Origin of the sequence: Bradyrhizobium sp. 21, assembly GCF_023073335.1 — a bacterium.
In the GTDB taxonomy this organism is placed as follows: Bacteria; Pseudomonadota; Alphaproteobacteria; order Rhizobiales; family Xanthobacteraceae; genus Bradyrhizobium.
Window position 1 is genome coordinate 1 of the sequence record NZ_JADPJG010000006.1, and the last position, 25,971, is coordinate 25,971.

The 25,971-nt window shown below is 63.9% G+C and carries 24 protein-coding genes; 3 read left to right on the forward strand and 21 right to left on the reverse strand.

From position 1 onward, the window contains the following. Positions 1–215 precede the first annotated feature (215 nt). Positions 216–614, reverse strand: a complete 399-nt coding sequence (locus IVB31_RS09755; protein ID WP_247321267.1) for a MerR family transcriptional regulator — start codon at positions 612–614, stop codon at positions 216–218. Between the two features lie 84 nt (positions 615–698). Here IVB31_RS09755 and IVB31_RS09760 point away from each other — a divergent pair, with 84 nt between their 5' ends. Continuing rightward, positions 699–1,139, forward strand: a complete 441-nt coding sequence (locus tag IVB31_RS09760; RefSeq protein ID WP_247321268.1) for a hypothetical protein — start codon at positions 699–701, stop codon at positions 1,137–1,139. Further along, positions 1,139–1,360, forward strand: coding sequence for a hypothetical protein (locus IVB31_RS09765; RefSeq protein ID WP_247321269.1), 222 nt, complete (start codon positions 1,139–1,141; stop codon positions 1,358–1,360). The genes IVB31_RS09760 and IVB31_RS09765 overlap by 1 nt, the downstream gene beginning before the upstream one ends. Positions 1,361–1,386: 26 nt before the next feature. Here IVB31_RS09765 and IVB31_RS09770 read toward each other — a convergent pair whose 3' ends face one another. The 5 genes from IVB31_RS09770 to IVB31_RS09790 form a co-directional block, all read right to left on the reverse strand. After that, on the reverse strand, positions 1,387–1,965 hold the full coding sequence (locus tag IVB31_RS09770; RefSeq protein ID WP_247321270.1) for a hypothetical protein: 579 nt from the start codon (positions 1,963–1,965) through the stop codon (positions 1,387–1,389). Between the two features lie 205 nt (positions 1,966–2,170). Beyond that, entirely contained in the window at positions 2,171–2,356 is a 186-nt protein-coding gene (locus IVB31_RS09775; protein ID WP_247321271.1) for a hypothetical protein, read from the reverse strand. Between the two features lie 196 nt (positions 2,357–2,552). Next, the gene (locus IVB31_RS09780; RefSeq protein WP_247321272.1) at positions 2,553–2,765 is read right to left on the reverse strand and encodes a hypothetical protein; all 213 of its coding nucleotides are present in this window, start codon (positions 2,763–2,765) and stop codon (positions 2,553–2,555) included. A 150-nt stretch (positions 2,766–2,915) separates the two neighbouring features. Further along, complete coding sequence (locus IVB31_RS09785) at positions 2,916–3,092, reverse strand: hypothetical protein (RefSeq protein WP_247321273.1); 177 nt, start codon at positions 3,090–3,092, stop codon at positions 2,916–2,918. Between the two features lie 105 nt (positions 3,093–3,197). Next, positions 3,198–4,934, reverse strand: a complete 1,737-nt coding sequence (locus IVB31_RS09790; RefSeq protein WP_247321274.1) for an adenylate/guanylate cyclase domain-containing protein — start codon at positions 4,932–4,934, stop codon at positions 3,198–3,200. A 323-nt stretch (positions 4,935–5,257) separates the two neighbouring features. Here IVB31_RS09790 and IVB31_RS09795 point away from each other — a divergent pair, with 323 nt between their 5' ends. Then, positions 5,258–7,432 (forward strand): lytic transglycosylase domain-containing protein, encoded by a 2,175-nt coding sequence (locus IVB31_RS09795; protein ID WP_247321276.1) that lies wholly within the window; start codon positions 5,258–5,260, stop codon positions 7,430–7,432. Between the two features lie 140 nt (positions 7,433–7,572). Here the strand turns inward: IVB31_RS09795 and IVB31_RS09800 are convergent, their stop codons facing one another. The 15 genes from IVB31_RS09800 to IVB31_RS09870 form a co-directional block, all read right to left on the reverse strand. Continuing rightward, positions 7,573–8,541: a tripartite tricarboxylate transporter substrate binding protein BugD gene (locus IVB31_RS09800; protein ID WP_247321278.1), complete on the reverse strand. Its 969-nt coding sequence runs from the start codon at positions 8,539–8,541 to the stop codon at positions 7,573–7,575. Positions 8,542–8,628: 87 nt separating this feature from the next. Next, positions 8,629–9,870 (reverse strand): threonine synthase, encoded by a 1,242-nt coding sequence (locus IVB31_RS09805; RefSeq protein ID WP_247321280.1) that lies wholly within the window; start codon positions 9,868–9,870, stop codon positions 8,629–8,631. 44 nt (positions 9,871–9,914) lie between these two features. Continuing rightward, positions 9,915–11,336 (reverse strand): dihydrolipoyl dehydrogenase, encoded by a 1,422-nt coding sequence (gene lpdA / locus IVB31_RS09810; RefSeq protein ID WP_247321290.1) that lies wholly within the window; start codon positions 11,334–11,336, stop codon positions 9,915–9,917. A 140-nt stretch (positions 11,337–11,476) separates the two neighbouring features. Next, a complete protein-coding gene (locus tag IVB31_RS09815; RefSeq protein ID WP_247321292.1) occupies positions 11,477–12,826 on the reverse strand; it encodes a pyruvate dehydrogenase complex dihydrolipoamide acetyltransferase in 1,350 nt (449 codons plus the stop codon). Positions 12,827–12,888: 62 nt separating this feature from the next. Next, positions 12,889–13,341: a nucleoside deaminase gene (locus tag IVB31_RS09820; protein ID WP_247321294.1), complete on the reverse strand. Its 453-nt coding sequence runs from the start codon at positions 13,339–13,341 to the stop codon at positions 12,889–12,891. Positions 13,342–13,343: 2 nt separating this feature from the next. Beyond that, positions 13,344–13,646, reverse strand: coding sequence for a DUF5076 domain-containing protein (locus tag IVB31_RS09825; protein WP_015685879.1), 303 nt, complete (start codon positions 13,644–13,646; stop codon positions 13,344–13,346). Positions 13,647–13,649: 3 nt separating this feature from the next. Further along, entirely contained in the window at positions 13,650–15,032 is a 1,383-nt protein-coding gene (locus IVB31_RS09830; RefSeq protein WP_247321296.1) for a pyruvate dehydrogenase complex E1 component subunit beta, read from the reverse strand. A 29-nt stretch (positions 15,033–15,061) separates the two neighbouring features. Then, positions 15,062–16,084, reverse strand: coding sequence for a pyruvate dehydrogenase (acetyl-transferring) E1 component subunit alpha (pdhA, locus tag IVB31_RS09835; protein ID WP_247321298.1), 1,023 nt, complete (start codon positions 16,082–16,084; stop codon positions 15,062–15,064). Between the two features lie 236 nt (positions 16,085–16,320). Then, entirely contained in the window at positions 16,321–17,700 is a 1,380-nt protein-coding gene (locus tag IVB31_RS09840) for a glycerophosphodiester phosphodiesterase family protein (protein ID WP_247321300.1), read from the reverse strand. 190 nt (positions 17,701–17,890) lie between these two features. Then, a complete protein-coding gene (locus IVB31_RS09845) occupies positions 17,891–18,208 on the reverse strand; it encodes a septum formation initiator family protein (protein WP_247321302.1) in 318 nt (105 codons plus the stop codon). 135 nt (positions 18,209–18,343) lie between these two features. After that, positions 18,344–18,895 (reverse strand): NADPH-dependent FMN reductase, encoded by a 552-nt coding sequence (locus IVB31_RS09850; protein WP_247321305.1) that lies wholly within the window; start codon positions 18,893–18,895, stop codon positions 18,344–18,346. A 183-nt stretch (positions 18,896–19,078) separates the two neighbouring features. Continuing rightward, positions 19,079–20,077, reverse strand: coding sequence for an MBL fold metallo-hydrolase (locus IVB31_RS09855; protein ID WP_247321306.1), 999 nt, complete (start codon positions 20,075–20,077; stop codon positions 19,079–19,081). A gap of 118 nt (positions 20,078–20,195) precedes the next feature. Continuing rightward, positions 20,196–21,329: a zinc-binding dehydrogenase gene (locus tag IVB31_RS09860; protein ID WP_247321307.1), complete on the reverse strand. Its 1,134-nt coding sequence runs from the start codon at positions 21,327–21,329 to the stop codon at positions 20,196–20,198. A gap of 155 nt (positions 21,330–21,484) precedes the next feature. After that, positions 21,485–22,240 (reverse strand): hypothetical protein, encoded by a 756-nt coding sequence (locus IVB31_RS09865; RefSeq protein ID WP_247321309.1) that lies wholly within the window; start codon positions 22,238–22,240, stop codon positions 21,485–21,487. A gap of 90 nt (positions 22,241–22,330) precedes the next feature. Next, the gene (locus tag IVB31_RS09870) at positions 22,331–25,771 is read right to left on the reverse strand and encodes a hypothetical protein (protein ID WP_247321311.1); all 3,441 of its coding nucleotides are present in this window, start codon (positions 25,769–25,771) and stop codon (positions 22,331–22,333) included. Positions 25,772–25,971: the final 200 nt, after the last annotated feature.

Below are 25,971 nucleotides of genomic sequence, written 5' to 3' on the forward strand. Positions count from 1 at the left end.
TCCACCGCAAGCCCGGCTCACGAAAATGACGACTCAAGATCGCCCCTCTTGGTCGAGCCGGGATGGCCGACACATACGCCGTTTCCGAATTTCGGTAAAGTGGAATATTTCAGTTGCACCGGCTTGACACGGCCATGTCGAGACATGGCCAGGTGTGTTGCCCGACGGATCATGGCGACGGCATCGCGAAAGTCACAGCAAGGCGCTATCCCGGATCACGCGGCCCCACATCCCGGCTGCAGGATCACACAGTCCGGCGCGGCGCTGCCGCAGCATGTCGTCTCGCAGCCACTCACCAGCGCGGCCACGGTCGCTTCCAGCGCGCGCAGCTCCGCGATCTTCTTCCTGATCGATCCGAGGTGCTTCTCTGCAAGAACCTTCGTGTCGCGACACGGTGAGCGCCGCTGGACCGATGCGAGGATGTCGCGCGTCTCGTCGATCGAGAAGTCGAGCTCGCGGCAATGCCTGACGAGGCTGAGCGCCCTGAGATCATCGCTGCCATAGATGCGCTGGCCGCCTTGCCGCGCCGGCGGCGTCAGAAGACCGATGCTCTCGTAGTAGCGGATCGCCGGGACGGAAACGCCGGCGGCTTTGGCAAGGACACCAATTCTCATGGAGCTCTCACTTTTCGCTTGAACCTCAAGTGGCTTGAGGGCGTAGCGATCAGGTCCATCGCGCACAAGCATCAGGGGAATCACATGAGCGTTATTGGATCATCCTGCAATCTTCCGTCCGAGACCTCGCCGGGATGCGGCTGCGCGGTCGAGCCAAAGCAAAGTGGAGGCAAGGCCGCCGGTACCGCGGTCGCGACTGCGGTTGTCGCTGCCGCCTGCACGGCGTGCTGCGTGCTTCCCTTCACCTTGCCCGCCGTCGTGCTCGCCAGTGCAGGAAGCCTCATCGCCGTGCTCAATCACGCGCACAGGCTGACGACGACACTGTCCGTCGCCGTCGTGGTCTGCGCCTGGGGCTGGATCGTCTGGCGATCGCGGACGAGCGGCTCGAAAATCCGATCGTCCGTGCTCGCTGCAATGTGCGCCGCGACCGTCCTGACCGCGACGGCCGCGCTGTGGCCGGTGATGGAGCCCGCCGTCTTCCACGCCCTCGGTGTTGCCAAGAAGCCGAAGCCTCCGGCCGGCTGATGGACGCAATCACGATCTTCGGACTGCTGTCGGTCAGTGCGATGCTGCTGTTCTACGCGCTGGAGCCGCGCGGACCGCATTATGTGCTGGCCTTCGCGGCGGCCTGCGCGCTCAGCGGGACCTACGGCTTTCTCCAGGGCGCCTGGCCCTTCGGCCTTGTCGAGACGGTCTGGACGGCGGTCGCCTTGCGGCGGTGGGCTAACGTCCGGTCATCGTCATGACCGGACTTGAGTGCCCCGGTTGGCGCTTAGGCGTTCCGCATCGGACGGCCGAACGGATCGAGCAGCCGGACGATCTCGCAGACTGCAACGAGGCCGGCGAGCCAGACGGCGCTGGACAGCCCAATGCGGGTAACGATGGCGGCGGTGAAAGCGCCCTCTCCGCCGAGGAACGGCGTCGCGGCAAGCAGCGCGACCTCATAGACCGCGTAGGCGGCGACGAACACGATTGCCAGCATCAGCGGCGTGCGGCCCTGCGGCAGCACGCGGAGAACTGTCGATGCCACTGCTGTCGATAGAAGCGCAGCGGCGCCGATGACAAAGCCCCAGGCGATCGTGCTGGCGTCAATAGGATAGTGCAGCACGCCGAAACCAATAGTCTGGTTCAGCAGCCACGTGCCGGTGACGACGAGCAGCGCCGGGCGTAGCGGCAGCATCGCCGCCGCGACAACCGCAAAAGCCGCAAACGGCGTGGCGCAGGCGAACGCAAAGCTTGCGAGCGCGCTTGATACGGTCAGCAGCGCGAAGACGAACGTCGGCGCAAGTCGCGGCGCAACGGGATGAAGCCGGAAGCCGTCAGCATGAGGCGGCAGGATCGGATGAGTCATGAATGAACTCCTGGCGGCCAGCCTAGCACATTTGCGCTAGTGGGATCGCCTTCCGGGGCAGTTCCCCATAAGGAGAACGGCCGCCCTCTTGGGATAGGGACGGGCAGGCTACGCCCGCCCTCTTGTCTTTGAACGGGCGGGCTACGCTCGCCCTCTTGGACTGGGACGGGCGGGCTACGCTCGCCCTTGGAGTGGCACGGGCCGGCTACGCCCGCCCTCTTGGACGCTGGGCCTGAGCCCAGGCCGCGGTGACGTCGCGCGGCGGGACGTCGACACGCCGGATCGGCGTCAGCTCGCCGGAGGCGGAGATGATTGCAGTCTCCTCGCGGCGGCAGCGCGGGCACACGAAACAGACCTCGTTCGGGGATGCCGACCAGCTGGAACGTTTCACGTTGGCTGCCATAGGCCAGGCCGCGCAATGCGAGCACGACACCAGGAACCGACCAGGATCGAGCATACCCATTCCAAAGGACTCCGCGACCTGCCCATCCCTTCAATGATTAATCCATGTGAATCGTTCCGGTGCCAAGACACCTTCAAGACCCTTCCAGGCACCATCGGCGCCTAGCTCAAGGAAGCCGCGCCGCTCAGTGCGCGCCTTTGAGGGTGCAGGAGGTGCTGCAGGTGACCGTGTTGCCGTGGTCGCAGGCCTTGCAGGCGGCAACGCACTGGTTCATGTCGCGGGGATTGTAGGAGCTGTAGTTCCGCATCGCGCAGACGGGAGTCGAGCCGGTGATGTCCTGCTCCTGGTTGCAGGCTGCCGTCAAAAGCCCAAACATGATGACCGGAAGGAGGCGCATGGGATCGCCCTGTGAGGCACGACAAAACAACAGTCACGAGGCGCGCTGCACCGCAACGAGCCACGGCACTTCCACGGAGAATCGCAGCAAGCGTCCCCGCATCTGCATCGAGGATGCGCGCCAAGTGTTAAGAACGGATTGCACCCGGCTTCAGGCCGCGGCCTTGCTCGCGATCGCCTGCCGCATGTCCACCGCCAGCTGACGGTACTGCTCCGAAAGATTCAGATAAAACTCGCGCTTGGTGCAGTCGGTGGCGAGCTTGCTGATCAGCTCGCATTCGGCGGTGAGCGTCTCGAACCGTTCCAGCCTGTCCTCAAGTTCTGTCATCGGCGTGTCCCCATCAAACGCCTCAAGGACATCGAACCTAAGCCCGGGAAATAGGTCACGGCGAACATCGTTATCGACTAGAATCAATTTTTCCCGCGCGGCCGGCTATTTCTGCTCCAGCCGCCAGGCGCCGTCCCATCCCTCGTCCGGCGGATTGGCCTCGAACTGCGCGATGCGGGCGAGCAGTGCGCGCGAGGGGCCGTCGCCGGGGACGGCTTCGAGCGCCGCGTTGAAGGCGGCACGCGCCTCGTCGAAGCGGCGGGCGCGATAGGCGGCGAGGCCTTCGGCGTAATGCGCGCGCAGGCTCTCATGCGCGGCGGCGAGCGCGCCTGCCCGACCCATCACCTCGAAGATCGTTTGCGGCGCGCTCTGGCCGGCGACCGCAAGCCGATCGACCTCGCGCAGCTCGATGTGCGGGCCGATCGCATCCGCGCTCGCCTGCGCGATCAGGATGCGGGTGCCATAGACCTTGTTGACGGCCTCCAGGCGCGAGGCGAGGTTCACGGCATCGCCCATCACGGTGAAGCTCATCATCAGCTCGGAGCCGATGCTGCCGGTCAGGACCTCGCCGGTCGCGATGCCGATCCGCAAATCGCACAGTGCCGGCATGGCGCGGATGCCCAACAGATCCGGCAATTGCTTCTGCAGCGCGGGCACCTGGTCGACCATGTCGATCGCAGCAAGGCCTGCGAGCAGCGCCGGCTCGTCCTCCTCGATGAAGGGCGGGCCCCAATAGGCCATGATGGCGTCACCGATATATTTGTCGATGATGCCGCGATTGCTCCTGATGGGTGCGGACATGACCGTGAAATAGTGGTTCATCACCCTGACTAGGCCGCGCGGCGTCATGCCCTCGCTCATCGCGGTGAAGCCGCTCATGTCGCAGAACATGATGGTCATGAGCCGGCGCTCGCCGTCGATGGCGACCTCCGGCCGGTCGATCAGTCCCTGCACCACCTTGGGATCGATGTAGCGGCCAAAGGTCTCGCGGACACGCTCGTTATGCCTGAGCTGCTCGGTCATGCGGTTGAAGGCCGCGGCGAGCTCGCCGATCTCGTCCTGGGTCGAGACCGTGATGGTCTTGTCGAAGCGGCCTGCCTCGACCTCGCGGGTGCCGGCCAGCAGCAGTCGTACCGGGCGCGTGATGCCGCTGGACACCAACAGCGCAAAGGCAAATCCGACCACCGCTGCGAGCAAGGTTACGGCTCCCGAGACGATGATCGCCTGGTATTGGCGGCTGATCACCTGCGTCGTCGAGAAGAACACCTGCGTCAGCATGTCGGCCCGGATCACATCGACCTTCCGGTTGAACGCGTCGCGCGACGTGTCGAGCTGTTCCAGCGTGCCACGGGCCTGGGCCATGTCTTTGGCCTCGACCTGCTTGAGCAGTTTCGTATTGCCCTCGTCCAGATTGCGCCGCAGCTCGGTGACGGCGCTCTCGATGCGGACGTCGAGCCGTGCCAGCGCGGCATTGTCGGAATACGTTCTGGGATCGTCGATGATCGCATTAATGAGTTTGCGCGCGGCCTCGGCCTCCTCCTCGAACTTGCGGTCCAACGCCTCGAAGTCGCGAAGCCGCGCCGCGTACGCCTCCTCGTCCGACGGCACCCCCATCCTGGTCATGACCATTTGCCGCAGCGCCAGCGCGCGCTCCAGCGAGCGGATGTTGGCGCGAGCCAGATGGCTGTAGGCCGGGATGTAGCGATTGGTCAGTTCGTCAAGGAGGACGCCGACCTGGCTCGACATCACCATCGACAGGATCGAGGTGACCAGCATCAGGACGATCAATCCGAGGGCAATCCCGACGATCTTGCGCCGGATCGTCTGGTTGAAAAGCGGCATGGGGTGTGGGCAAAGGCTGAAAGGACGGGCTAGGGGAACTCAATACACGGATTTGACCGATGGAACACGCGTAAACGGTCCCCTCCCGCCGTTCCGAGCGCGCGCAACCTCCGCGCGAGCCCGGTTCGTTAACAAAGGTTAAAAGGCCCGCCCTTTCCTCTTTGCCAAAGTTCCCGCGGTCCCATCCGTATTTTGCCGCATTGTTGAACGAGCGTGAGAAATGCGAAACGATGCCGTGGCATCGTTTTTGATGTCATTTTGATTCTCAAGCCGCATGTTGCCGCGGATTTTGGTTTGTACTGGTTTCGCAGGGGGACCACGCAATGAACCAGTGCCTACGCTCGCTCGCGTGTGTCGTTGCCATGACCGCTTGGGCTTTCCTTCCCACAGAGTCGGTGGCGAAGAGCAGTCATAAATCGACCGCTCCGAAGAAGACGCATGAGGCGAAAGCCAGCAAGCAGCGCCATGCCTCCGCCGGCAAGGCGCGGCACGGCAAGCATGCCGAGGCCAAGCGCAAGTCGAAGCAGCAGGACGACGCGCCATCGGACAAGCCGGCCGCCCCGCCGCTGACCGGCGATCTCGCCGCGCTGAAGGACGCCATCGACCTCGCGCGCAAGGGCAAGACCGAAGATGCGAGCGCGGCGCGCGACCGCATCACCGACCCCGCCGGACAGAAACTCGCCGACTGGTTCATGCTGCGCCATTCCGAAAGCACGGCGAATTTCAAGCGCTATGCCGGCTTCCTCGCCGCCAATCCGGACTGGCCGAGCAGCGCCCTGCTCCGCCGCCGTGCCGAGGCGCGGCTGTGGCAGGAGAAGACCGACGCGGCGACCGTGCACAAATTCACGATGGACCGGCCGACCAGCGCCAAGGGCAAGTTCGCGCTCGCCCGCGTGCTGGTGACCGAGGGCGACAGCGACAGCGCCGCGCGTCTGGTGCGCGAGGCCTGGCGCACGGATGAATTGTCCGAACGCAGTGAGGAGGATTCCTACGAGGCGTTCCGCGATCTCCTGACAGCTGAGGATCATCGCGCCCGCATGGACAAGCGCCTCGGCGCCAAGGACTATTCGGGTGCGCGGCGCGCAGCCAAGCGGCTCGGCGAGGATGCGCTCGCGATCGTCAAGGCCTGCGCCGCCGTCACCGGCAAGGCCAGCAAGGCCAAGGACTATCTCGAGGACGTATCGAGCGAAGCGCGCCGCGATCTCGGCTATGTGCTGTGCCGCGCGCAATGGCATCTCCAGAACGATCGCATCGACGACGCGGCCGAGGTGATCCTGGCCGCCGCGCCCGACACGATGGCGGCGCAGGACACCGACGCCTGGTGGCGCGAGCGCCGCCTGCTCGCGCGCAAGCTGCTCGACCAGGGCAAGTTCACGACGGCCTACGACGTGGTGCGCACGGCAGCCGTGCCCGCGATGGAAGTCTATCGCGTCGACTACCACTTCATGTGCGGCTGGATCGCGCTGCGCTATCTCGACGATCCCAGGGCGGCGATGGTGCACTTCGCCGCGATCGACGAGGGCTCGGCCAATCCGCTCGCGTTGTCGCGCGCGCATTACTGGCGCGGCCGTGCCGCCGAGGCGATGAACGCGACGGCCGACGCGCGCCTGAGCTATCAGGTCGCCGCGCGCTATCCGACCGCCTATTACGGCCAGCTCGCGCGCGCGCGACTCGGCCTCGACCGGATCGAGCTGCGCCCGCCCTCGCCCGTGCTGGCAGCGGTCGACACGCCGCCCGCTGACGATCGCGTGCGCGCCGCCGAGATGCTCTACGGCATCGGCGAGCGTGACATGGTGTTCTATTACGCCGAGGATTTCGCCAAGGAGAGCACCGACGTCGCCGCGCTCGAAGCGCTCGCCGAGCTCGCCGGCAGGCGCAACGATGCACGCGTCATGCTGGAAATCGGCAAGTCGGCGCTGGCTCGCGGGCTCGCGCTCGACCATTACGCCTTTCCGACCATCGGCATTCCCGAGCACAAGCAGGTGGCGCCCGTGATCGAGACCAGCGTGATCTATTCGGTGGCACGCACCGAAAGCTCGTTCGACCAGCGCGACAAATCGGCCGCGAACGCCGTCGGACTGATGCAGGTGACGCCGGAAGCGGGCCGCGACACCGCAAAGCGCTTCGGCCTGACCTATGACTGGGACAGAATGGTCTCCGATCCCGTCTACAATACGCAGATGGGCGCGGCCGAGCTCAGCGCGCTTCTTTCGGAATATCGCGGCAACCAGATCATGACCTTCGCCGGCTACAATGCCGGCCGCGGCCGTGTCCGCGAATGGGTACAGGCGCGCGGCGACCCCAGGGATCCCAAGGTTGATCCGGTCGACTGGGTCGAGCGCATCCCGCTGTCGGAGACGCGCAATTACGTCCAGCGAGTCATGGAGAACGTGCTGGTCTACCGCGCGAGGTTCGAGGGCAGCGGCATGGTCGCCGGCAAGAGCGACGAGCGCGTGGTGACGAAGGATGCCAGCGCCAAGGCGACGCCGGTCGATTAGACGGTGGCCTCGTAGCGTGGATTAGCCCTCGGCTGCGCGTAGCGCAGTCCGACGGCGTAATCGACCTCTTCTGTTTCGGCGGATAGAGGCGTTGGTCGATTACGCTTCGCTAATCCACCCTACGCATGCGGAACGCCGCTTCACTCCACCTTGATGTTCGCCGCCTTGATCATCGGCCACCACTTCGCGATCTCGGCCTTTTGCCGCTTGCCGAGGGCTTCGGGGGTGAGCTGATCCTGCGGCGTCATCTCCAGGCCCTGGCTTTCGAGCTGCTTCTTCACGGCGGGATCGTTCAGCGCTTCCACGGCTGCGGCATTGAGTTTGGTGACGATCGCCTTCGGCGTGCCCTTCGGCACCCACATGCCCGACCACAGCGTCATGTTGAAGCCTTTGAGGCCCGCCTCCTCCGCGGTCGGGATGTCGGGCGCCGAGGCCAGACGCTTGTCGTCGGTGATGGCGTAAGCGCGAATGGTGCCGGCGCGGACCTGGTTGATGGAGTTGGAGGTCTGGTCGATGATGACGTCGATCTGGCCGGCGATGAGATCGTTCAGCGCGGGCGCCGTGCCGCGATACGGCACGTATTGCATCTTGATGCCGCTGACGCTCTCGAAATAGACGCCTGCGATGTGGCTGCCGGAGCCCGCCCCGGCCGTGCCGGCGGTCGGCGGCGACGGTCGCGACTTCAGCCATTCGATCAGCTCTTTCAGCGAGGTCGCGGGCACTGCGGTCTTGCTGACGACGATCATCGGGTTGCTCGGCAGCAGCACCACCGGCTCGAGATCGGCGACGAGGTCGTATTTGAGCTTATAGACGGCGCCGTTGGCGACGTGGGTGCCGAGATGACCGAACGAGATCGTGTATCCGTCAGGCGGCGATTGCACGGCGCGGCCGACACCGATCGAACCGCCCGCGCCGGTGACGTTCTCGATCACCAGAGGCTGGCCGAGCGAGGTCCGCATCCGCTCGGCGAGCACGCGCGCCATCGCATCCGACGGGCCGCCGGCGGCGAAGGGAACGATGATGGTGATGGGATGCGAGGGATAGTCATCGGCGCGCGCGGTGCCGGTAACAGCGAGAATAGCAATCAGTGCAGCCCAAGCGGCCTTCATGGTCTTCTCCCGAGCGATGTCATTGTTATTTTTGTCTCTTCCCGCGTACGGGAAGAGGGATCGTTCGTGACGAGACGAAATGACGCGCTAGAACTGCGTGTAGTCGATCGGCTTGTGGCGATCGAGCGCGCGGTCGACCTTCGGCAGCGGGTACTTCAGCCCGGTCGCGCAGTTGAACAGCATCACGCGGTCACCCTTCGAGACGCGACCGTCGGCGAGGCTGTCCTTGTAGGCTGCGTAGGTCGCAGCGCCCTCTGGGCAGAGCAGCAGCCCCTCCTCGCGCGCGACCTCGTTCAGCGCCGATGAGATCTTATCGTCGTCGACCGCGATGGCAAAACCCTTGCTCTCGCGCACCGCGCGCAGGATGAGAAAATCTCCGATCGCCTGCGGCACACGGATGCCCGACGCGATGGTGTGGGCGTCCTCCCAGCGCGCCGCATGCTCGGTGCCGGCCTCGTAGGCGCGCACCATCGGCGCGCAGCCGGAGGCCTGCACCGCCACCATGCGCGGGCGCTTGCTGCCGATGAATCCGATCTTCTCGAGCTCGTCAAAGGCCTTCCACATGCCGATCAGGCCGGTGCCGCCGCCGGTCGGATAGAAGATCACGTCGGGCACGTCCCAGCCGAGCTGCTCGGCGAGTTCGAGGCCCATCGTCTTCTTGCCCTCGATCCGGTACGGCTCCTTCAAGGTCGAGGTGTCGAACCAGCCGACTTTTGCTTTGCCTTCGCCGACGATCTTGCCGCAATCGTCGATATAGCCGTTGACGCGGTAGACGGTCGCGCCCTGGAGCTCGATCTCGCTGACATTCACCTCCGGCGTATCGGCCGGGCAGAAGATCGTGGTCTTGATGCCGCAGGAGGTCGCGTAGGCCGCGAGCGCCGCGCCGGCATTGCCGTTGGTCGGCATCGCCATGTGCCTGATGCCGAGCGCCTTACCCATCGACACCGCCATCACCAGACCGCGCGCCTTGAACGAGCCGGTCGGCAGCCGCCCCTCATCCTTGACGATGATCTGGCCGCCGCCGAGCTTTTTCCCGAGCTTGGGCAGCCGGATCAGCGGCGTCGTGACCTCGCCGAGCGAGACGATGTCCGCGCATTTGCGCACCGGCAGCAGCTCGCGGTAGCGCCACATGTCGGCGGGGCGGTGGCTCAGCGCGTCCTTGGTCAGCGCCTTCTTGACGCCGGCGAGGTCGTAGCGCACCAGCAGCGGCTTGCCGGCCTTCGACAGGTTGTGGACCTGGTCAGCAGCGTAATGATCGCCCTCCATCGCGCATTCGAGATGGGTGACGAAGGTCGGGCGCTCGATGGTGAGGTTGTCGTTGTCCTGCATGGGCTGGTTTCCTTCTTATTTACGAATGCTCTCTTTGGCAGCAGTTAGATATTCAACACCCGTCCATACGCATCCAGCACGGCTTCCTTCATCATCTCCGACAGCGTCGGATGCGGGAACACGGTGTGCATCAGCTCTTCTTCCGTGGTCTCCAGATTCATGGCGACGACGTAGCCCTGGATCAGCTCGGTGACCTCAGCGCCGACCATGTGGGCGCCGAGCAGCTGGCCGGTCTTCTTGTCGAAGATGACCTTGACCAGGCCCTGGTCCTCGCCGAGCGCGATCGCCTTGCCGTTGCCGACAAAGGGGAAGCGGCCGACGCGGATCTCGCGGCCACCCTCCTTGGCCTTGGCTTCGGTCAGCCCGACAGAGGCGACCTGCGGCTGGCAATAGGTGCAGCCTGGGATCAGGTTCTTGTCCATGGGATGCGGATGCAGGCCCTTGATCGCCTCGACGCAGATCACGCCCTCATGCTCGGCCTTGTGAGCCAGCATCGGCGGACCGGCGACGTCGCCGATGGCGTAGATGCCCGGGATGTTGGTCTTGCCGTAACCGTCGATCACGATGCGGCCGCGGTCGGTCTTCACGCCAAGCTTTTCGAGGCCAAGATTTTCGATGTTGCCGACGACGCCGACCGCCGAGATCACGCGCTCGAACTCGGTGGTGACAGGCTTGCCCTTGCCGTCGTCGATGGTGGCGACGACGCTGTCGGCCTTCTTCTCGAGCTTCGTCACCTTGGTCGAGGACATGATCTTGATGCCCTGCTTCTCCAGACGCTTGCGGGCAATGCCTGCGATCTCGGCATCCTCGACGGGCAGGATCTGCGGCAGCACTTCGACCACGGTGACGTCGGAGCCCATGGTGTGGAAGAACGAGGCGAACTCGATGCCGATCGCGCCGGAGCCGACGACCAGCAGCGACTTCGGCATCCGCTCCGGCACCATCGCTTCAAAGTAGGTCCAGATCAGCTTCTTGTCGGGCTCGAGCCCCGGCAGCACGCGCGGCCGCGCGCCAGTGGCGACGATGATGTGCTTGGCCTGATAAGCCCCCTCGCCCAGCGCGCCCTTGGGGCCCTCGACATCGGACTTCTTCACGGTGACCTTGCCGGGCGCGTCGATCGAGGCGGCGCCCCAGATCACGCTGACCTTGTTCTTCTTCATCAGAAAGCCGACGCCGTCATTGAGCCGCTTCGAAACGCCGCGCGAGCGCTGCACCACCGCCTTCGGATCGAACGAGACGTTGTCGGCCGAGAGGCCGTAATCCTTCGCGTGCTGCATGTAGTGGTAGATCTCGGCCGAGCGCAGCAGCGCCTTGGTCGGGATGCAGCCCCAGTTCAGGCAGATGCCGCCGAGATAGGATTTCTCGACGATCGCGACCTTGAAGCCGAGCTGTGCCGCGCGGATCGCGGTGACATAGCCGCCCGGACCGGAGCCGATGATGATGATGTCGAAGGATGTGTCGGCCATGCTTTGCGCTCGTTCCGTTCAACCGGCCTCAATGTTCGAGACCGTCATTGCGAGGAGCTCTTGCGACGAAGCAATCCAGTGTGCCGGTCACGTCCTGGATTGCTTCGCTTCGCTCGCAATGACGACGCGAGTTCGCTTCGTCACACCATCATCATGACGGGATTTTCGATCAGCTGCTTGAAGGCGCCGATCAACTCGGCGCCGAGCGCGCCGTCGATGGCGCGGTGATCGCAGGACAAGGTCACGCTCATCATGTTCGCGATCTCGATCTTGCCGCCGCGGACCACAGGCCGCTCCTCGCTGGTGCCGACCGCGAGGATGGTCGCATGCGGCGGATTGATCACGGCGGTGAAATGGCTGATGCCGAACATGCCGAGGTTCGAGACAGCCGTCGTACCGCCCTGATACTCCTCGGGCTTCAGCTTGCGCGAACGGGCGCGTGTCGCAAAATCCTTCATCTCGTTGGAGATGGTCGACAGCGTCTTGGTCTCGGCCTTGCGGATGATCGGCGTGATCAGGCCGCCGGGCATCGCCACCGCAACGCCGACGTCGGAATGGTGGTGCTTGACCATGCCGGATTCGGTCCAGCTCACATTGCAGTTCGGGATCTTCTGGAGCGCGACCGCCATCGCCTTGATGACGAAGTCGTTGACCGAGATCTTGTAGAGCGGCTTCTTCTCCTTGTCCTTGGGAGCGGCCGCATTGATCTCCTCGCGCGCGGCGAGCAGCTTGCCGATGTCGCAGTCGATGGTGAGGTAGAAGTGCGGGACGTTCTGGATCGACGCGGTCAGGCGCTGCGCAATCGTGCGGCGCATGCCGTCATGGGGGACGACCTCATAGGAGCCCGGCTCGAACAGCGACAGGATCTGCTTGTCCGACATGGTTGGCGCGACCGAAGGCGCAGCTGATGGCGCCGCGGGGGCCTTCAGGCCCTTGCCGGACTTGGCCTGCTCGACGTCGCGGGCGACCACGCGGCCGTGCGGGCCGGTGCCTGTCACCATCGCAACATCGACGCCAGCCTCCTTGGCGAGACGGCGCGCCAGCGGCGAGGAGAAGACGCGGCCAGCGTGGCCGTTGCTCTGCGCGGCAGGAGCTGCGGCCTGCGGCGGAGGTGCGGCGGCGGGCGGCGTTGCAGCCCTGGGAGCAGCAGGAGCCGGAGCAGCTGCCGGAGCCTCAGCAGGCTTCTCGGCCTTGGGAGGCGCGGCCGAAGCGCTGGGCTTGGCGGCACCTGCGGCCTTCACGTCCTCGCCCTCGCCGGCCAGCACCGCGATCACGTCGTTGACCGGCACATCCTGCGTGCCCTCGGGCACCAAAATCCTGGCGATCGTGCCTTCGTCAATGGCCTCGACCTCCATGGTGGCCTTGTCGGTCTCGATCTCGGCAATGACGTCGCCGGATTTGACCTTGTCGCCTTCCTTCTTCAGCCACTTGGCGAGGTTGCCCTTCTCCATCGTCGGCGAGAGAGCGGGCATCAGGATGTTGATGGGCATGCTGACCTCAAGAAGAACTTTGCAAAATGCCGCCTCCACGATCGAAGACGAACAGACCAGGTTTAGTTGCCGATGTCGCCCTGCCACAGGCGCTCATTGGCAGGATTGGAACGCCAATTCTTCATCATGGTGATGGAGCGGTCGTCCGCAAGATCGATCCAGGGGATGCCGAACTTGTCGAGGATGTCCTTGGAGCCCTCGAAGGTGACGGATTCCCCGATCACCACGAGCTTGACCTTGAACAGAGCGAGCGCGCCGGCACACATCGAGCATGGCGACAGCGTGGTGTACATGATTGTGTCGTGGAACGAGATCGCGCCGGCTTCGCGCAAGCAGCTCATCTCGCCGTGCAGGATCACGTTGTTTTCCTGCACACGGTTGTTGTGGCCGCGGGCGATGATCTTGTTATCGCGCGTCAGCACGGCGCCGATCGGCAGGCCGCCTTGCGCGATCGAGTCTTGCGCCTCGCGGATCGCTTCCAGCATGAAATCGAAATGATAGGATTCTATCGCCACAGTCAGTGTCCCTTTCCGCGCGGCGTCGTGGTGCCGGTGTCGGTCGGACGTTCGATCTCCGCCTGGAACATTTCGAGGATCCGGTTCATGGCGTCCTCCTCGGTATATTCGCTCTCGCGCGCATAGGCGCGGGCGGCGTGGCGGGCGAGATCGACCAGCAGCAGGCCCCACATATCGGGCTCCTCAAAAGCCCGCTGGAACGCCATCGACAGCCCGCCGTCCAGCACGAACACGCGCAGGATCTCGACCGCATCATCGCGGGCGAGGACGTCGGGTGGCAATGGCTGCTCCTTCGGGCCCGCCATGGTCTACCTGTAGCAGACGGCTTTGGCGGCCTCGACCACTTCAGCCACTGAGGGCAGCGCGAGCTTCTCCAGGTTCGCGGCATAGGGCATCGGCACGTCCTTGCCGGAGACGCGGGCAACCGGCGCATCCAGATAGTCGAAGGCGTTCTCCATGATGCGCGCGGCGATCTCGGCGCCGACGCCGCTCTGGGCCCAGCCCTCTTCCACAGTGACGGCGCGCCCCGTCTTCTTGACGGAGTTGATGATGGTCTCGGTGTCCATCGGACGCAGCGTGCGCAGGTCGATCACCTCGGCCTCGATGCCGTCCTTGGCGAGCTCGTCGGCGGCCTTGAGCGCATAGCTCATGCCGTTCGACCAGGAAATGATCGTGACGTGGCCGCCGGAGCGCACGATGCGCGCCTTGCCGATCGGGATCACGAAATCGTCGAGCTTCGGCACTTCGCCGGTGTGCCCGTAGAGCATCTCGTTCTCGAGGAAGATCACCGGATTGGGATCGCGGATCGCGGCCTTGAGCAGGCCCTTGTAGTCGGCAGCCGAGAATGGCGCGACGACTTTCAGACCGGGAACGCTCGAGTACCAGGCCGAGTAGTCTTGGCTGTGCTGGGCGGCGACGCGGGCAGCCGCGCCGTTCGGCCCGCGGAACACGATCGAGCAGCCCATCTGGCCGCCGGACATGTAGAGCGTCTTGGCCGCGGAGTTGATGATCTGGTCGATCGCCTGCATGGCGAAGTTGAAGGTCATGAACTCGACGATCGGCTTCAGGCCCGTCATGGCGGCCCCGACGCCGACGCCGGCAAAGCCGTGCTCGGTGATCGGGGTGTCGATGACGCGCTTGGCGCCGAACTCCTGAAGCAGGCCCTGCGTCACCTTGTAGGCGCCCTGATATTCGGCGACCTCTTCGCCCATCACGAAGACGTCGGCGTCGCGGCGCATTTCTTCGGCCATGGCATCGCGCAGGGCTTCGCGGATGGTCTGCGTCACCATCTCGGTGCCGGCGGGCACTTCCGGATCGGGCTCGGCGATAGCCTGCGGTGCGGGCGCAGTTTTGGGCGCGGGCGCCTCGGCTTTTGCGACAGCAGGGGCTGCGGATTCCGCGGCCTTCTGGGCGGGCGCGGGCGCCTTGGCCAGATCGGCGGCGCTCTCGCCATCGGCCAGAATCGTCGCGATCGGGGTGTTCACGGCAACGTCGGCGGTGCCCTCGGGGATCAGGATCTTGCCGAGCGTGCCTTCATCGGTCGCCTCGACCTCCATGGTCGCCTTGTCGGTCTCGATCTCGGCGATGACGTCGCCGGACTTGATCGTCTCACCCTCTTTTTTCAGCCATTTGGAGAGGTTGCCCTTCTCCATCGTGGGCGACAACGCGGGCATCAGCACTTGAATTGGCATATCGACTCCAAAAGAAAGCTTGCGCGCGTTCAGCGGTAAATATCGGTCCAGAGCTCGGCGGCATCCGGCTCGGGATCATGCTGGGCGAAATCGGCGGACGCGTTGACGATGTCGCGCACCTCGGCGTCGATCGCCTTCAGATCCTGCTCGCTGACCTTGGCCGCGAGCAAGCGGTTGCGCACCTGCTCGATCGGATCCTGGTCGTGGCGGACTTTTTCGACCTCCTCGCGCGTTCTGTACTTTGCAGGGTCGGACATCGAGTGGCCGCGATAGCGGTAGGTCTGCATTTCCAAGATGAAGGGGCCTTTGCCGGCACGGCACCAGGCCGCAGCTTCGTCACCGGCGGCCTTCACCGCGCGGACGTCCATGCCGTCGACCTGCTGACCGGGAATGTTGAAGGACGCGCCGCGCTTTGAGAAATCCTGCTGCGCCGAGGCGCGCGAGACCGAGGTGCCCATGGCGTAGCGGTTGTTCTCGATGACGTAGATCACCGGCAGCTTCCAGAGCTCGGCCATATTGAAGCTCTCATAGACCTGGCCCTGGTTGGCTGCGCCATCGCCGAAATAGGTGACGCTGACATTGTCGTTGCCGCGATAGTGATTGGCGAAGGCCAGACCGGTGCCGAGCGAGACCTGGGCGCCGACAATGCCGTGGCCGCCGTAGAAGTGCTTCTCCTTGCTGAACATGTGCATGGAGCCGCCCTTGCCTTTGGAATAGCCGCCGTGGCGTCCCGTAAGCTCGGCCATGACGCCGTTGGCCTCCATGCCGGTGGCCAGCATGTGCCCGTGGTCGCGATAACCGGTGATGACCTGATCGCCCGTTTTCAAGGCCATCTGCATGCCGACCACCACGGCTTCCTGGCCGATATAGAGGTGGCAGAAGCCACCGATCGCGCCCATGCCGTAGAGCTGGCCGGCCTTTTCCTCGAACCGCCGGATCAGGAGCATCTCGCGGAGCGCCTTGAGCTCCTGCTCCCTCGTGAATTCCGGGGGCGAGCCGCCGTCGGTCTTGTCTTGTGCAGTGCTTGCGGCGGCTTTCTTGGGTGCGGCCATGGGAATTCCGGGTCAGAGAAAACTTCAGCCCTCTCTAACCCAACTCAAACGCCCTTGGAAAGCACCGCGGCGGCATGGCACGACATTCATTATGCCGCACTGCAATGTGGCCGAAACTTTGCAAAACCTTTGGGCTTGATCAGGCAACTTTAGCTCACCCGCCAGCGAAGGAGGCACGGCAGCCGAGGCGACGAAGTTCGCACCCGCTCATGTGCGGGTCCGATTCGCAGCGCCGCCTACCAGCCGAGCTCGCGCAGATACGCTGCGCGGGCGGCAACGCCGGTATGCGTGAAGTCGGTGAAGACCCCGTCGACACCGAGACGGAAGAATTTGAGATATTCAAGGCTGGGATCAGCGCGATAATCGGCAGCGAGGTATTTCTTCTCGTTCCGGAACGTGAAGACGTGCACGAACAGGCCGAGCTTGTGCGCATCGGCGATCAGACTGGTTGCGTTCTGCGTCGAAGCCTCCGGCGTCGATCCCTTATAGGGCGTGCCGTCGGCGTTGCTGTCCTTCCACGGGGCGATCTTGAGTGGAACGATATAGGCCTTCCACGGACCGATGCCGTCGGCATAGGTCTTGATCTCGGCAAGGCCTTCGGGGGTCAGCATCGCATCGTACAGGCGCGCGTCACCCGCAACCGTCCAGTCGAAAGGTCGCGAATTGGTGATGTTGTTGAGCAGCACCTTGCCGGTCCTGAAGTCGATCCCGTTGCCGTCAATGAGCTGGACCTGCCGCGTCTGAAGGCCATGGCTGCGCATATATTTCAAACTGCCGGGCTCGAAGCTCTGAACGAGGATGGGGGCGTCCTTCGTGTTGAGGCCGTTGTCCTTGATCATCCTGATCAAGGCATCCTCGAGCGGATGGCTGCCGGCCGCGCCGCAGCCATTGGCGATGGCCTGGGCATTGTTCCAGGTCGGGTTCTTGGTTTCCGGATAGACAAGGATCGTGCGCCCGGTCTCTTTGCTCTTGGCCTTGGCGATGTCGATGACGTCCTGGAAGCTGATGACCGGGAACTTGCCGTTAAAGATCTTCGGCCGTTCGTTGGCCGCGTCATAGGTGGTGCCGGCAATCCATTGCTTCAGCTCGGCCATGGTGAAGTCGGTGATCGACCAATCGTTGGTATGGTCTTCGCCGTCCACGATCAACGATCTCAGCACCGATTTGGGGTCTGCGGGATCGGTGAGATCAGTCAGGTAATCGGCGGGCCCGTTGCCGGGAGATGGGGCCTTGACGCGCATACCCGGCACTGTGCGCTTGCGGGCGGCGACAGCCGCATTGGTCTTCGCCACCTCGGCAATGTCAGTGTTGTCGGCGAGCCAGGGGTTGTGACGCACGACCAGGACGCAATCCTTAGTGAGATGCAGATCTTCTTCAAGCGCGTCGGCCCCGAGCGCCGCCGCAAGGTCATACGATGCTTCCGTCTCTTCGGCGATCAATCCCGGAAGGCCGCGATGTCCGAGGATCAGCGGCGGTTGTCCGTCGACGGTCAGGAGGGGCTTGGCGCCTGATGGCGCCGGGCCGGTCTGAGCCAACGCCATCGACAGCGGCAAGACCGCCGCGCCGAACAGAATCGCGGCAACGCGCATTGTCCGTCCTGAACGATTGTCCGTCATGGCCAAGCCTCCATCGTTTGCGCAGCATACCTTCGCTTGCGCGAGGCCTGATCGAGCCCGGAGCTTCTCTTTGTCTCAACTCTCTAACAGGCCGATGACGGCGGGTCCGGCAGACACGAGCAGTCGAGATGCGCGGAGGAAATCGCCCCCGGTCTTTGGCTCGCCGGCATCACGCGGGAGGTCGCTGCGATCAGTTCGCCGGGATCATCCGGACGAGATCGCGCGGATTGACGTAGTCGAGCTGAAAGCGCGCCCGCTCGTCCAGCATGTCGGGGTCGATCTTTGCCGAGCGCAGCAGCGAAACGCGCTGCTCGCTCCTGGCGCGCTCACGCTTGAGCTGCGCCAGTTCGCCGGTCAGCGCGACGATCTCCTGGTCGAGTTCCTGGCGGGCGTTGAGGCCGTATTTGCCGGTATAGGCGTTGACGCCGAAATAGCCGACGATGGCGGCCGCCATCGCGTAGAGGGCAAGACCGGTCAGGATCGATTTCAGGCGCGCGCGGGAGACCATCCTGGGAAGATGGGGCAGGTTGGTTAAGGGAATGCTAATTGCCCCTGCTCCAACCGCCGATCGTCATGCCCGGGCAAAAGCGCGAAGCGTGTCTTCGCGCTAGATGTCCCCGGGCATGACAAGGATTGAGCGGCCTCAGCCGTGGTGCTTCGCCACGTGCACCGCAAAGGCGTCGATATAGGCCTGGAGCACGGGCTTGAGGGAGTCCTTGACCAGATTGCCGTCGGCATCGAAGGCGTCGCCGACCGCATTCAAATAAGCTTCCGGCTGCTGCAGGATCGGGCCGGCAATACCGGGCAGGATGGTCTGCAGCGTCTTGGCGGCGCTGACACCACCGAGCGGGCTCGGCGAGTTCGAGATGATGCCGACCGGCTTGCCGTTGAACGAGCTCTTGCCGTAGGGGCGCGAAGCGACGTCGATGGCGTTCTTCAGCACGCCCGGAATCGCGCGGTTGTATTCGGGGGTGACGAAGATAACACCGTCCGACTTCTGGAGCTTTTCGCGGAAGGCCAGCCAGTCCGCGGGCGGCGCGCCTTCGAGGTCCTGGTTGAAGAGCGAGATGCCGGCCGGCGTGATGACCTCGAGCTTGAGGGAGGCCGGCGCGAGCTTGGCGAGCGCGTTGGCGATCTTCAGCGAAAAGCTTTCCTTGCGCAGGCTGCCGGCGATCGTGACGATGTTGTAGGCCATGGGGTGTCCTCAGAACTTGAGCGGGAATGCCGGGACCGGCACTTAAGCCATCTCGGGCGATGGATGCAAGTGCATGGAATGGTTCGATTTGGAAACGCTGCGTTTCGCGAAAGCAGATGGTCGCCCGAAACAATGGGGCCGCCAAGCGGCGGCCCTATCTATCGTGCATATCTGCAAATCGGGTCAGATGGTCGGATTCCACGCCGATGGGATCAGGCGGTACTTCGCGCCGTCCTTCTCGACATGGCCGACCGAGGGGAAGGTGAAGTGGAAGCCGATCACGGTCGCCTTCTCGGCCGCCGCCATGTCGTAGAACTTGTGGCGCGTCTCCTGCGCCATCGCGGCGTCGGTGTCGAACAGCACGTGCCAGTCCGGATTGCGCAGGAAGAACTCCGGAATGTTGGTGACGTCGGACTGGATCAGCACCTTGGCATCGCCCGACGCAACCGCGAACGAGGTATGACCGGGCGTATGGCCCGGCGTCGCGATCGAGGTGATGCCGGGCGCGACCTCCTTGCCCCACTCGTATTTGGTGACCTTGGATTCGAGACCGGCAAACGTCTTCTTCACGTTCGCAAAATAATTCTTCATCATCGGGTTGGACTCGGCCTTGGCGGCGTTCTCTTCGCTGACCCAGAACTCCCAGTCCTTGACCGGCACCATGATCTCCGCATTGGGGAAGGCGAGCGCGCCGTCGGCGAGACGGATGCCGTTGGTGTGGTCGGGATGCAGATGCGACAACAGCACGACGTCGATGCTCTTGGGATCGACGCCGGCGGCCTGGAGATTTTGCAGTGTGCGGCCGACCGCGCCCTTGCTCGCCTCGAAATTCGCAACGCCGTTGCCGGCATCGATCAGCACGAGCTTGGAGCCGGTGTTGATGAGCTGCGGGTTGAACGGCACCGTGACCATGCCCTTCGGCATGTAGGCCGCCTCGCCCGCGGCCAGCGCTTCCTCCTTCGGCGCGTTGACGACGAACTTGTCCGGCATCGGGAAAGTGCGCGCGCCGTCATTGATCGAGGTGCACTCGTAGCTGCCGACCTTGTAGCGGTAGAAGCCCGGCGCCTGCGTGCCGGCTTGCGGCACTGCGGCACTGGTGGCGGTCGGCCGGAGGCCGGTCACGGCGGCCGCACCGATGGCGGCGGCGCCTGCGAGCAAATGGCGGCGATTGAGATCGGTCATGGAGAGGTCCCCTTCTGAGCGCCTGCGGTTTTTCCGCGTTCAAATGGCGGCGGAATAATCTCCCGCTTCGCTCAGAAGGCAAGACCTTCTTTCGGTGACGTGCCGTCGCACCTCGCGATTATTTATTTGGGTTGATGAGGAATTTTTCGCCGGTGGCGCGTTTGGCATATATCGCGATGTTCGCGGGATCGAGCGCCTCCTGGAGCGACACCACCTTGGTGTAGTGGCTGGCGAAGGTGGTCTTCAATTCGTCGACGACGCGCTGGCGCAGCTTGGCCCCGTCCGCCTGCCCGATCTTCATCAGGAACGGAAACAGCAGCCAGCCGCCGACGCCCCAGGCCATGCCGAAACCACGCGGCAATTCGATCGGGCGGACATCGAGCCCGCCGTAGACATAGACCTGTTTGTGGACGTTGGAGCCGTAGCGGCTGTATTCCTTGGCGGTCTTGTTGATCGCGACTTCCATGCAGTTGAGGATGTCGCCGGCGAGCTTGCCGCCGCCGATGGCGTCGAAGGCGATGGTGGCGCCGGTCTCGACCAGCGCATTGGTGAGATCGCCGAGGAAGCTCGGCGCGGAGGAATCGACGACATGCTTGGCGCCGATCTTGTGCAGGATGTCGGCCTGCTCCTTGCTGCGCACGATATTGACCAGCGGGATGCCATCCTTGATGCAGATCTTGTTCAGCATCTGGCCGAGATTGGAGGCGGCCGCGGTGTGCACCAGCGCCTTGTGACCCTCGCGCCGCATGGTCTCCGTCATGCCGAGCGCGGTGAGCGGGTTGACGAAGCAGGACGCGCCTTCCGCCGGCGTGGTACCTGCCGGCAGCGGCAGGCACTCGCGCACTTTCAGGGTGCGGTACTGGGCATACATCGCGCCGCCGATCATGGCGACGGTCTTGCCCATCAGGGCCTTGGCGGCATCCGACGAGCCGGTCCTGATGACGACACCCGCGCCCTCGTTGCCGACCGGCATGGATTCGTCGAGACGACCCGCCATCGCACGCATCGCGCCCTCCGGCACCTTCGCAGTGATCACAGGGGCGTCCTTGGTGCCCGAAGCCTTCGCCGTGCTCATATCGGCCGCGCCCACCAGGAGCCCGAGGTCGGACGGATTGATCGGCGCCCCCTCGACGCGGACGACGACCTCGTCCGCGCCGGGTTCGGGGGTCGGCACTTCCAGAAGCGAGATCTCGAGCTCTCCGCTCTTCTTGATCAGCGAACGCAGTTGCAGGCCATTCTTGCCGTCGCTCATGTCGATCCTCCGCTTGATGCAGGAGCGTCAGCGATGCCTCGAGCCCCCGACCAACTCATAGCCTCAGGCCCAGGCATTGCAGCGCGACGCGCCCGGATAGGCGGCCTCCATACCAAGTTCCGGCTCGCCGCGCAGCAACTGATTGAACCGGAAGCCTAGCCGACGGGAACGGCGGATTCGCGCTGCAGGATGTGCGGTTGGCTACGCGGATGCAGATGCTGAAGTCCGATCGGCATTTCCTGCCCCGGCGGACGGGGACCGCCGAGATCGACATCGGTCGAATACGCAAATGCATTGGTCGGCGACAGTCCCGATACCTTGAAGCACAGCCGCGCCTCCGGCAGACCGCCGCCGTAATCCTTGGGCGGTGCATATTCAACCGAGAGCCACACGATGTTGAAGCAGGCCGGACTGAGAAGCCCGATCATCCAGTCGCCGGTAAAGGCCTCTGGCGTCACGTAGGTCCAGGCATGCGGGTTGCTGCCAAGGCTCCAAAGTCCGAAGCCGGGCAAGACCGTGGCTCCGTCGGGCCCGCCGGTGACCCTGACATAGAGCTGAATCCATTCGGTTCCCAGCGAGAACGTGAAGATATAGGTCTTCCCGGTCATCACGGCATTGCTGCTCATGTCGTTGATGTACAGTGGCCGGTAGATGCCGGCCTGGTAAGTGTAGCCGTAGGTCGTCGGGACCATTCCCTGGGCGCCGAACGCGGTGCCGTTTCCGGACCAGTATTGCTTGCTCGGCTTCCACGGCGGCGGCGGCGCGTTGGGCGGCCCGTAGGCAAGCGCCCCGGCCGTCACCTTCAGCCCGTTCACAGCGCCGCTGCTGATGTACGATGCGTTGTTGTCGAGGTTCAGGCCGACGGTAAGCCTGCCTTTGGTCTGCAAGGTCGGATCCGAGAGTGCGGGCATGATAATATCCTCTGATGAAACAGCCTGGGTGAAAATCAGTTCGCGTAATTTGAGCAGTATGAGCGTCCCTCCGGATGCCCGGCCCGTGACCTAGGCCGAGCCCATCGAGACGCGTCTTGCAGTTAGCGTCGTCCCTTCCTCCGAATCGATGATCTCCTTGCCGTGGACGATCTTGGCGATTCCGGCGCTGACATCACTTATGAGGTCCATGACGCCGAGGAAGATACGGGCATCAAGCGGATCAAGCGTGTGCTTGGCGGGCTTTGCGATCGCCGACAATGGCCCGGCGGCGCCGGCAACCCATTCCGACACCCGCGCCGTGCCTGCACTCTCCTTCTCGTAGAGCATCCAAGCGTTCATCGCCAAAGACAGGATGCCGCCGGCACTCAATGCGCAAGATCCCGGGAACGAGCCGCGCGGACCATCCTTGAATTTGCGGGCGATGCCCCACAAGAACTTGAACGCGATATTGCCGAACCCGGACAGCCAGGCCGCCGAGGTGGCCTGCTTGACCGGCGTGTCGAACTCGAGCCTTGCGAACGGGCCTCCGGGCCAGGCCAGAAACTGAATCAAGGTCGGGCCGAGAATCACGACGGCCAGGGCTTGCCAGGGAGGCGGGTTGTCGAACAATCCGACATCGAGCCCGATATCGGCGACACACCACACCGTCGTCTGGACGAGGCCAGACAGGATCAGGAGAACGCCGATCTCCTTCTTGCTCGAAGCAACGCCCTGCTCGACCTGTTCGAGCGAGAACGGAGAGTCCTCGAAGATGATGCGATAGAGCGTGGTCGCAACGAAGGCGCAGAGCAGCGAGCCGAGCCCGACGACGGTCAAATCCTCCGAAGAGCCCGGGTTGATCAGATCGTAGAGCGCCTGGATAACGAAGTTATTGATGGAGGCGCCGAACACCGCGGTGTTGAGCGCGACGAGATCCTTGGCGAAGAAGTTCAGAACAGACTGAACCAGTGAATCGAGAACCCGCAGGATCGCCAGGATCAGGTCTTTCACCTCGCCAACGATTGTTGCGAGCAGAACCTTGCCGAACTCCGACGTGTTGGTTGCCAGCGCCTGCAAGCGTTTGATGCTTGCCTGGATGAGTTTGGCAATCTCGGTGGCGAAGGCCGACTGGACCTGCGAGATGAGAGCCATCGCATCCTGCACCATCGCCGATGGAACATTGATGCCAAGACTGATGAGGCTGCCGAACGAGACCTTGTCCATCAGCCAGTTGGCGACGCTTGCACTGTCCTCGATGATTTCGAGAAACGTGCTCACGCCGGACGGCGCATCCATTCCGTCATCCGCGTCGATCTTGCCGAGATCCTTCTCGATCCCCGCAAAGGCCTGCTTGACGGCGCCTTCCATGGTCTCGAAGAAGCTGTGGCTGACCTTGCCGCCGTCCGCGGCATAACCCGCGAGCGAAATCAGGCCATGGCTGAAGATCTGCTCGAACTTCCGCTTGGTGGCCCAGATATCCTTGCGGGCATCGCTGAGCAGCCAGGCGAGGAAGTTGTAGAGCCTGACGAAGAACGTCTTAACCGCATTGAAGACGGTTTCCACGAAGCGGAAGGCGCTTTCGACGGTGTCGACGATGCCGTTCCAGACGATCTTGAGCTTGTCCGCCACCCAATTGATGGCGAGCTCGAAACCTGTGGCGATCGGCTTGATGACATAGTCGTACACGGCATTGACGGCAGTCTCGAACGCATCGCCGATCGCTTCGATCGCGTCCTCGAAGAAGTCGAAAAATCCAAAATCCGGGCTGGTGCGCAACGCCGCGATCTCGGCGATGGCGGCGTCCGCCTCCTCATTGGTGAGGGTCTTGAAAACAGCCCGCCCGCCGACGACGGTGAAGCGGAAGGGCTGCCGAGGCTGCGCGCGCATCGGCAGCGGCAGCCGGAGGTCGTCCCTGGCGTTGAGGCGTGCCCGTACCAAGGCGACCGGTCCGTCATGGATGCTAGCCATCGCTTCGGTGACGGCCAGCCGAATTTGATCGGCATCGGAACTGAACTCGCTCGGCACGAGTTGCTTGACCTGGGCCGTCGTGATGTTGCGCAGCCTTTCCTGCACATCATGATTGGGCGTCACTGCGAAATCGCCGCCGTCCATCATCAGGTCCGGCAGCCTGGCGCTCAATCCTGCGGCATTCAGCGACCGCGTCTCCGTCGTCACCCGCAGGCGGCCGGCCGCGTCGGTCGTGAACGTCACAGCCCGCGCCGGGCCGAGGGTCACGACTTCGCCTGCGATCGAGGCGGTCACGATCTCCGTCGATTTCAACGCGACCTTGGCGTTGGTAAGGGGCACGCCCTTGGCATCGTAGAACGTCAGCGTCGTCGAATAGGTCTTCTGCTCGACCAGCTTGCGGGTCACCGGCGGATACTGGACCGGCTCCCGAGTCCAGCCGCCTTTGCTGTCGTCCGGCGAATCCGGATCGTCCGGCGGGCTCTGCCACATCCGCATCAGGCCCTTCGTCGGGACATAGCCGACCAACTCCACATCGCCTTCCGTCCCCCGCGCTGTGAGGATGTTTCTCAGACGAAGGAAGAAGTCGAACCTGGTGTCCGACGGCGGCGTCGCAATGAATTGCAACGCGCCGCTGTCATCGAGCGCGAACAGCGCCAGCGGATTGGTGCCGGCGCTCGCAACCGCCAGCGCGGTCGCCTTGATCGCGGAATCCACGACCACGAAGCCGGCGTCCGGGTTGCTACCGTCGAGATACTGGATCTGCGGCCGATCGGTCATGTCGCCGGGATCGGCGACGAACACCGCCGAATTTTTGTCTGCCTGGGTGCCGACGGCCAGCGAGCGGAAGACGACGCTCGACGCCAGCAATCTTGCCGGTGCCGTGAAAGGAGCAGCCACCGTGAACAGGTCGAGCGCGACCGGCGTGGCGGTGGCCGTGTTCGCGAACAGGAGACAATCGACGCCCGCGATGGTGCAGCTCTCGATGACGGTCTGGTCGGTATCGGTGATGTAGTGCCATGACGGATTCGCAGCGGCCCAATCGACTTGCCACAAGGCCGATTGGCCCGTCTGCCCCGGCGACGGGCTGAGCAGCGCAAACAGCTCTAGCTTGCCTGCGATCGTGAAGGCCGCAAGCTTGCTGGCCTGCACGAACATGGGCACGGAGCCGTCCGGCGCGATCGGCTGCGGTGAGCTCCACGCCCCCCCGCTCTGCCGCGTCATGACGTAAATGTCGGGCGCCGCCACATTCGAGCCGATGGCAAAGACCGAGAACCTGCCGCTCGCATCGATGCCGCCGACAACCTGGCTCGGCTGAAGCGTGGCATCGACCACTTCCTCGCTCCAGCCCGTGTCGCTGTCGGGATCCCGGCGCAGCGACATGATGTTGCCGGTCGCTCCGAGGTAAAGCAGGCTGTAACTGCCGTCGGCCTGTTGTATCGCCGTCAGATCCGTCTCGCCGGTCAGGTCCGTGGCGTAGACGAAATCGTCCATCAATTGACCGCTGGCCTGAACGGTAACAGATCCATCCGTGCTGACGGCCCGGGTCGCTCGCAATCTGGTCATTTTGGCGCTCCGCGTTGGGCGAGGCAAAGCACCGGCGCTTCCGCGTCAGACGCGGAACGTCAAATGGCTAAAAAATAAATATGAAGTAAACCTCGCCTAGAAAGTGCTTCAATAAGACATCACAACCCGGCCCCGTCAACGGGCATGATCGCGCGATGCCGATCAAGCTGCCGTGACGAGGTCCACTTTCCGATGCTGGC

What these genes read in the sequence shown, in the direction of transcription:
- IVB31_RS09755 (WP_247321267.1), bottom strand. Translation starts at nt 614, where the DNA reads ATGAGAATTGGTGTCCTTGCCAAAGCCGCCGGCGTTTCCGTCCCGGCG.
- IVB31_RS09760 (WP_247321268.1), top strand. Translation starts at nt 699, where the DNA reads ATGAGCGTTATTGGATCATCCTGCAATCTTCCGTCCGAGACCTCGCCG.
- IVB31_RS09765 (WP_247321269.1), top strand. Translation starts at nt 1,139, where the DNA reads ATGGACGCAATCACGATCTTCGGACTGCTGTCGGTCAGTGCGATGCTG.
- IVB31_RS09770 (WP_247321270.1), bottom strand. Translation starts at nt 1,965, where the DNA reads ATGACTCATCCGATCCTGCCGCCTCATGCTGACGGCTTCCGGCTTCAT.
- IVB31_RS09780 (WP_247321272.1), bottom strand. Translation starts at nt 2,765, where the DNA reads ATGCGCCTCCTTCCGGTCATCATGTTTGGGCTTTTGACGGCAGCCTGC.
- IVB31_RS09785 (WP_247321273.1), bottom strand. Translation starts at nt 3,092, where the DNA reads ATGACAGAACTTGAGGACAGGCTGGAACGGTTCGAGACGCTCACCGCC.
- IVB31_RS09790 (WP_247321274.1), bottom strand. Translation starts at nt 4,934, where the DNA reads ATGCCGCTTTTCAACCAGACGATCCGGCGCAAGATCGTCGGGATTGCC.
- IVB31_RS09795 (WP_247321276.1), top strand. Translation starts at nt 5,258, where the DNA reads ATGAACCAGTGCCTACGCTCGCTCGCGTGTGTCGTTGCCATGACCGCT.
- IVB31_RS09800 (WP_247321278.1), bottom strand. Translation starts at nt 8,541, where the DNA reads ATGAAGGCCGCTTGGGCTGCACTGATTGCTATTCTCGCTGTTACCGGC.
- IVB31_RS09805 (WP_247321280.1), bottom strand. Translation starts at nt 9,870, where the DNA reads ATGCAGGACAACGACAACCTCACCATCGAGCGCCCGACCTTCGTCACC.
- lpdA (WP_247321290.1), bottom strand. Translation starts at nt 11,336, where the DNA reads ATGGCCGACACATCCTTCGACATCATCATCATCGGCTCCGGTCCGGGC.
- IVB31_RS09815 (WP_247321292.1), bottom strand. Translation starts at nt 12,826, where the DNA reads ATGCCCATCAACATCCTGATGCCCGCTCTCTCGCCGACGATGGAGAAG.
- IVB31_RS09825 (WP_015685879.1), bottom strand. Translation starts at nt 13,646, where the DNA reads ATGGCGGGCCCGAAGGAGCAGCCATTGCCACCCGACGTCCTCGCCCGC.
- IVB31_RS09830 (WP_247321296.1), bottom strand. Translation starts at nt 15,032, where the DNA reads ATGCCAATTCAAGTGCTGATGCCCGCGTTGTCGCCCACGATGGAGAAG.
- pdhA (WP_247321298.1), bottom strand. Translation starts at nt 16,084, where the DNA reads ATGGCCGCACCCAAGAAAGCCGCCGCAAGCACTGCACAAGACAAGACC.
- IVB31_RS09840 (WP_247321300.1), bottom strand. Translation starts at nt 17,700, where the DNA reads ATGACGGACAATCGTTCAGGACGGACAATGCGCGTTGCCGCGATTCTG.
- IVB31_RS09845 (WP_247321302.1), bottom strand. Translation starts at nt 18,208, where the DNA reads ATGGTCTCCCGCGCGCGCCTGAAATCGATCCTGACCGGTCTTGCCCTC.
- IVB31_RS09850 (WP_247321305.1), bottom strand. Translation starts at nt 18,895, where the DNA reads ATGGCCTACAACATCGTCACGATCGCCGGCAGCCTGCGCAAGGAAAGC.
- IVB31_RS09855 (WP_247321306.1), bottom strand. Translation starts at nt 20,077, where the DNA reads ATGACCGATCTCAATCGCCGCCATTTGCTCGCAGGCGCCGCCGCCATC.
- IVB31_RS09860 (WP_247321307.1), bottom strand. Translation starts at nt 21,329, where the DNA reads ATGAGCGACGGCAAGAATGGCCTGCAACTGCGTTCGCTGATCAAGAAG.
- IVB31_RS09865 (WP_247321309.1), bottom strand. Translation starts at nt 22,240, where the DNA reads ATGCCCGCACTCTCGGATCCGACCTTGCAGACCAAAGGCAGGCTTACC.
- IVB31_RS09870 (WP_247321311.1), bottom strand. Translation starts at nt 25,771, where the DNA reads ATGACCAGATTGCGAGCGACCCGGGCCGTCAGCACGGATGGATCTGTT.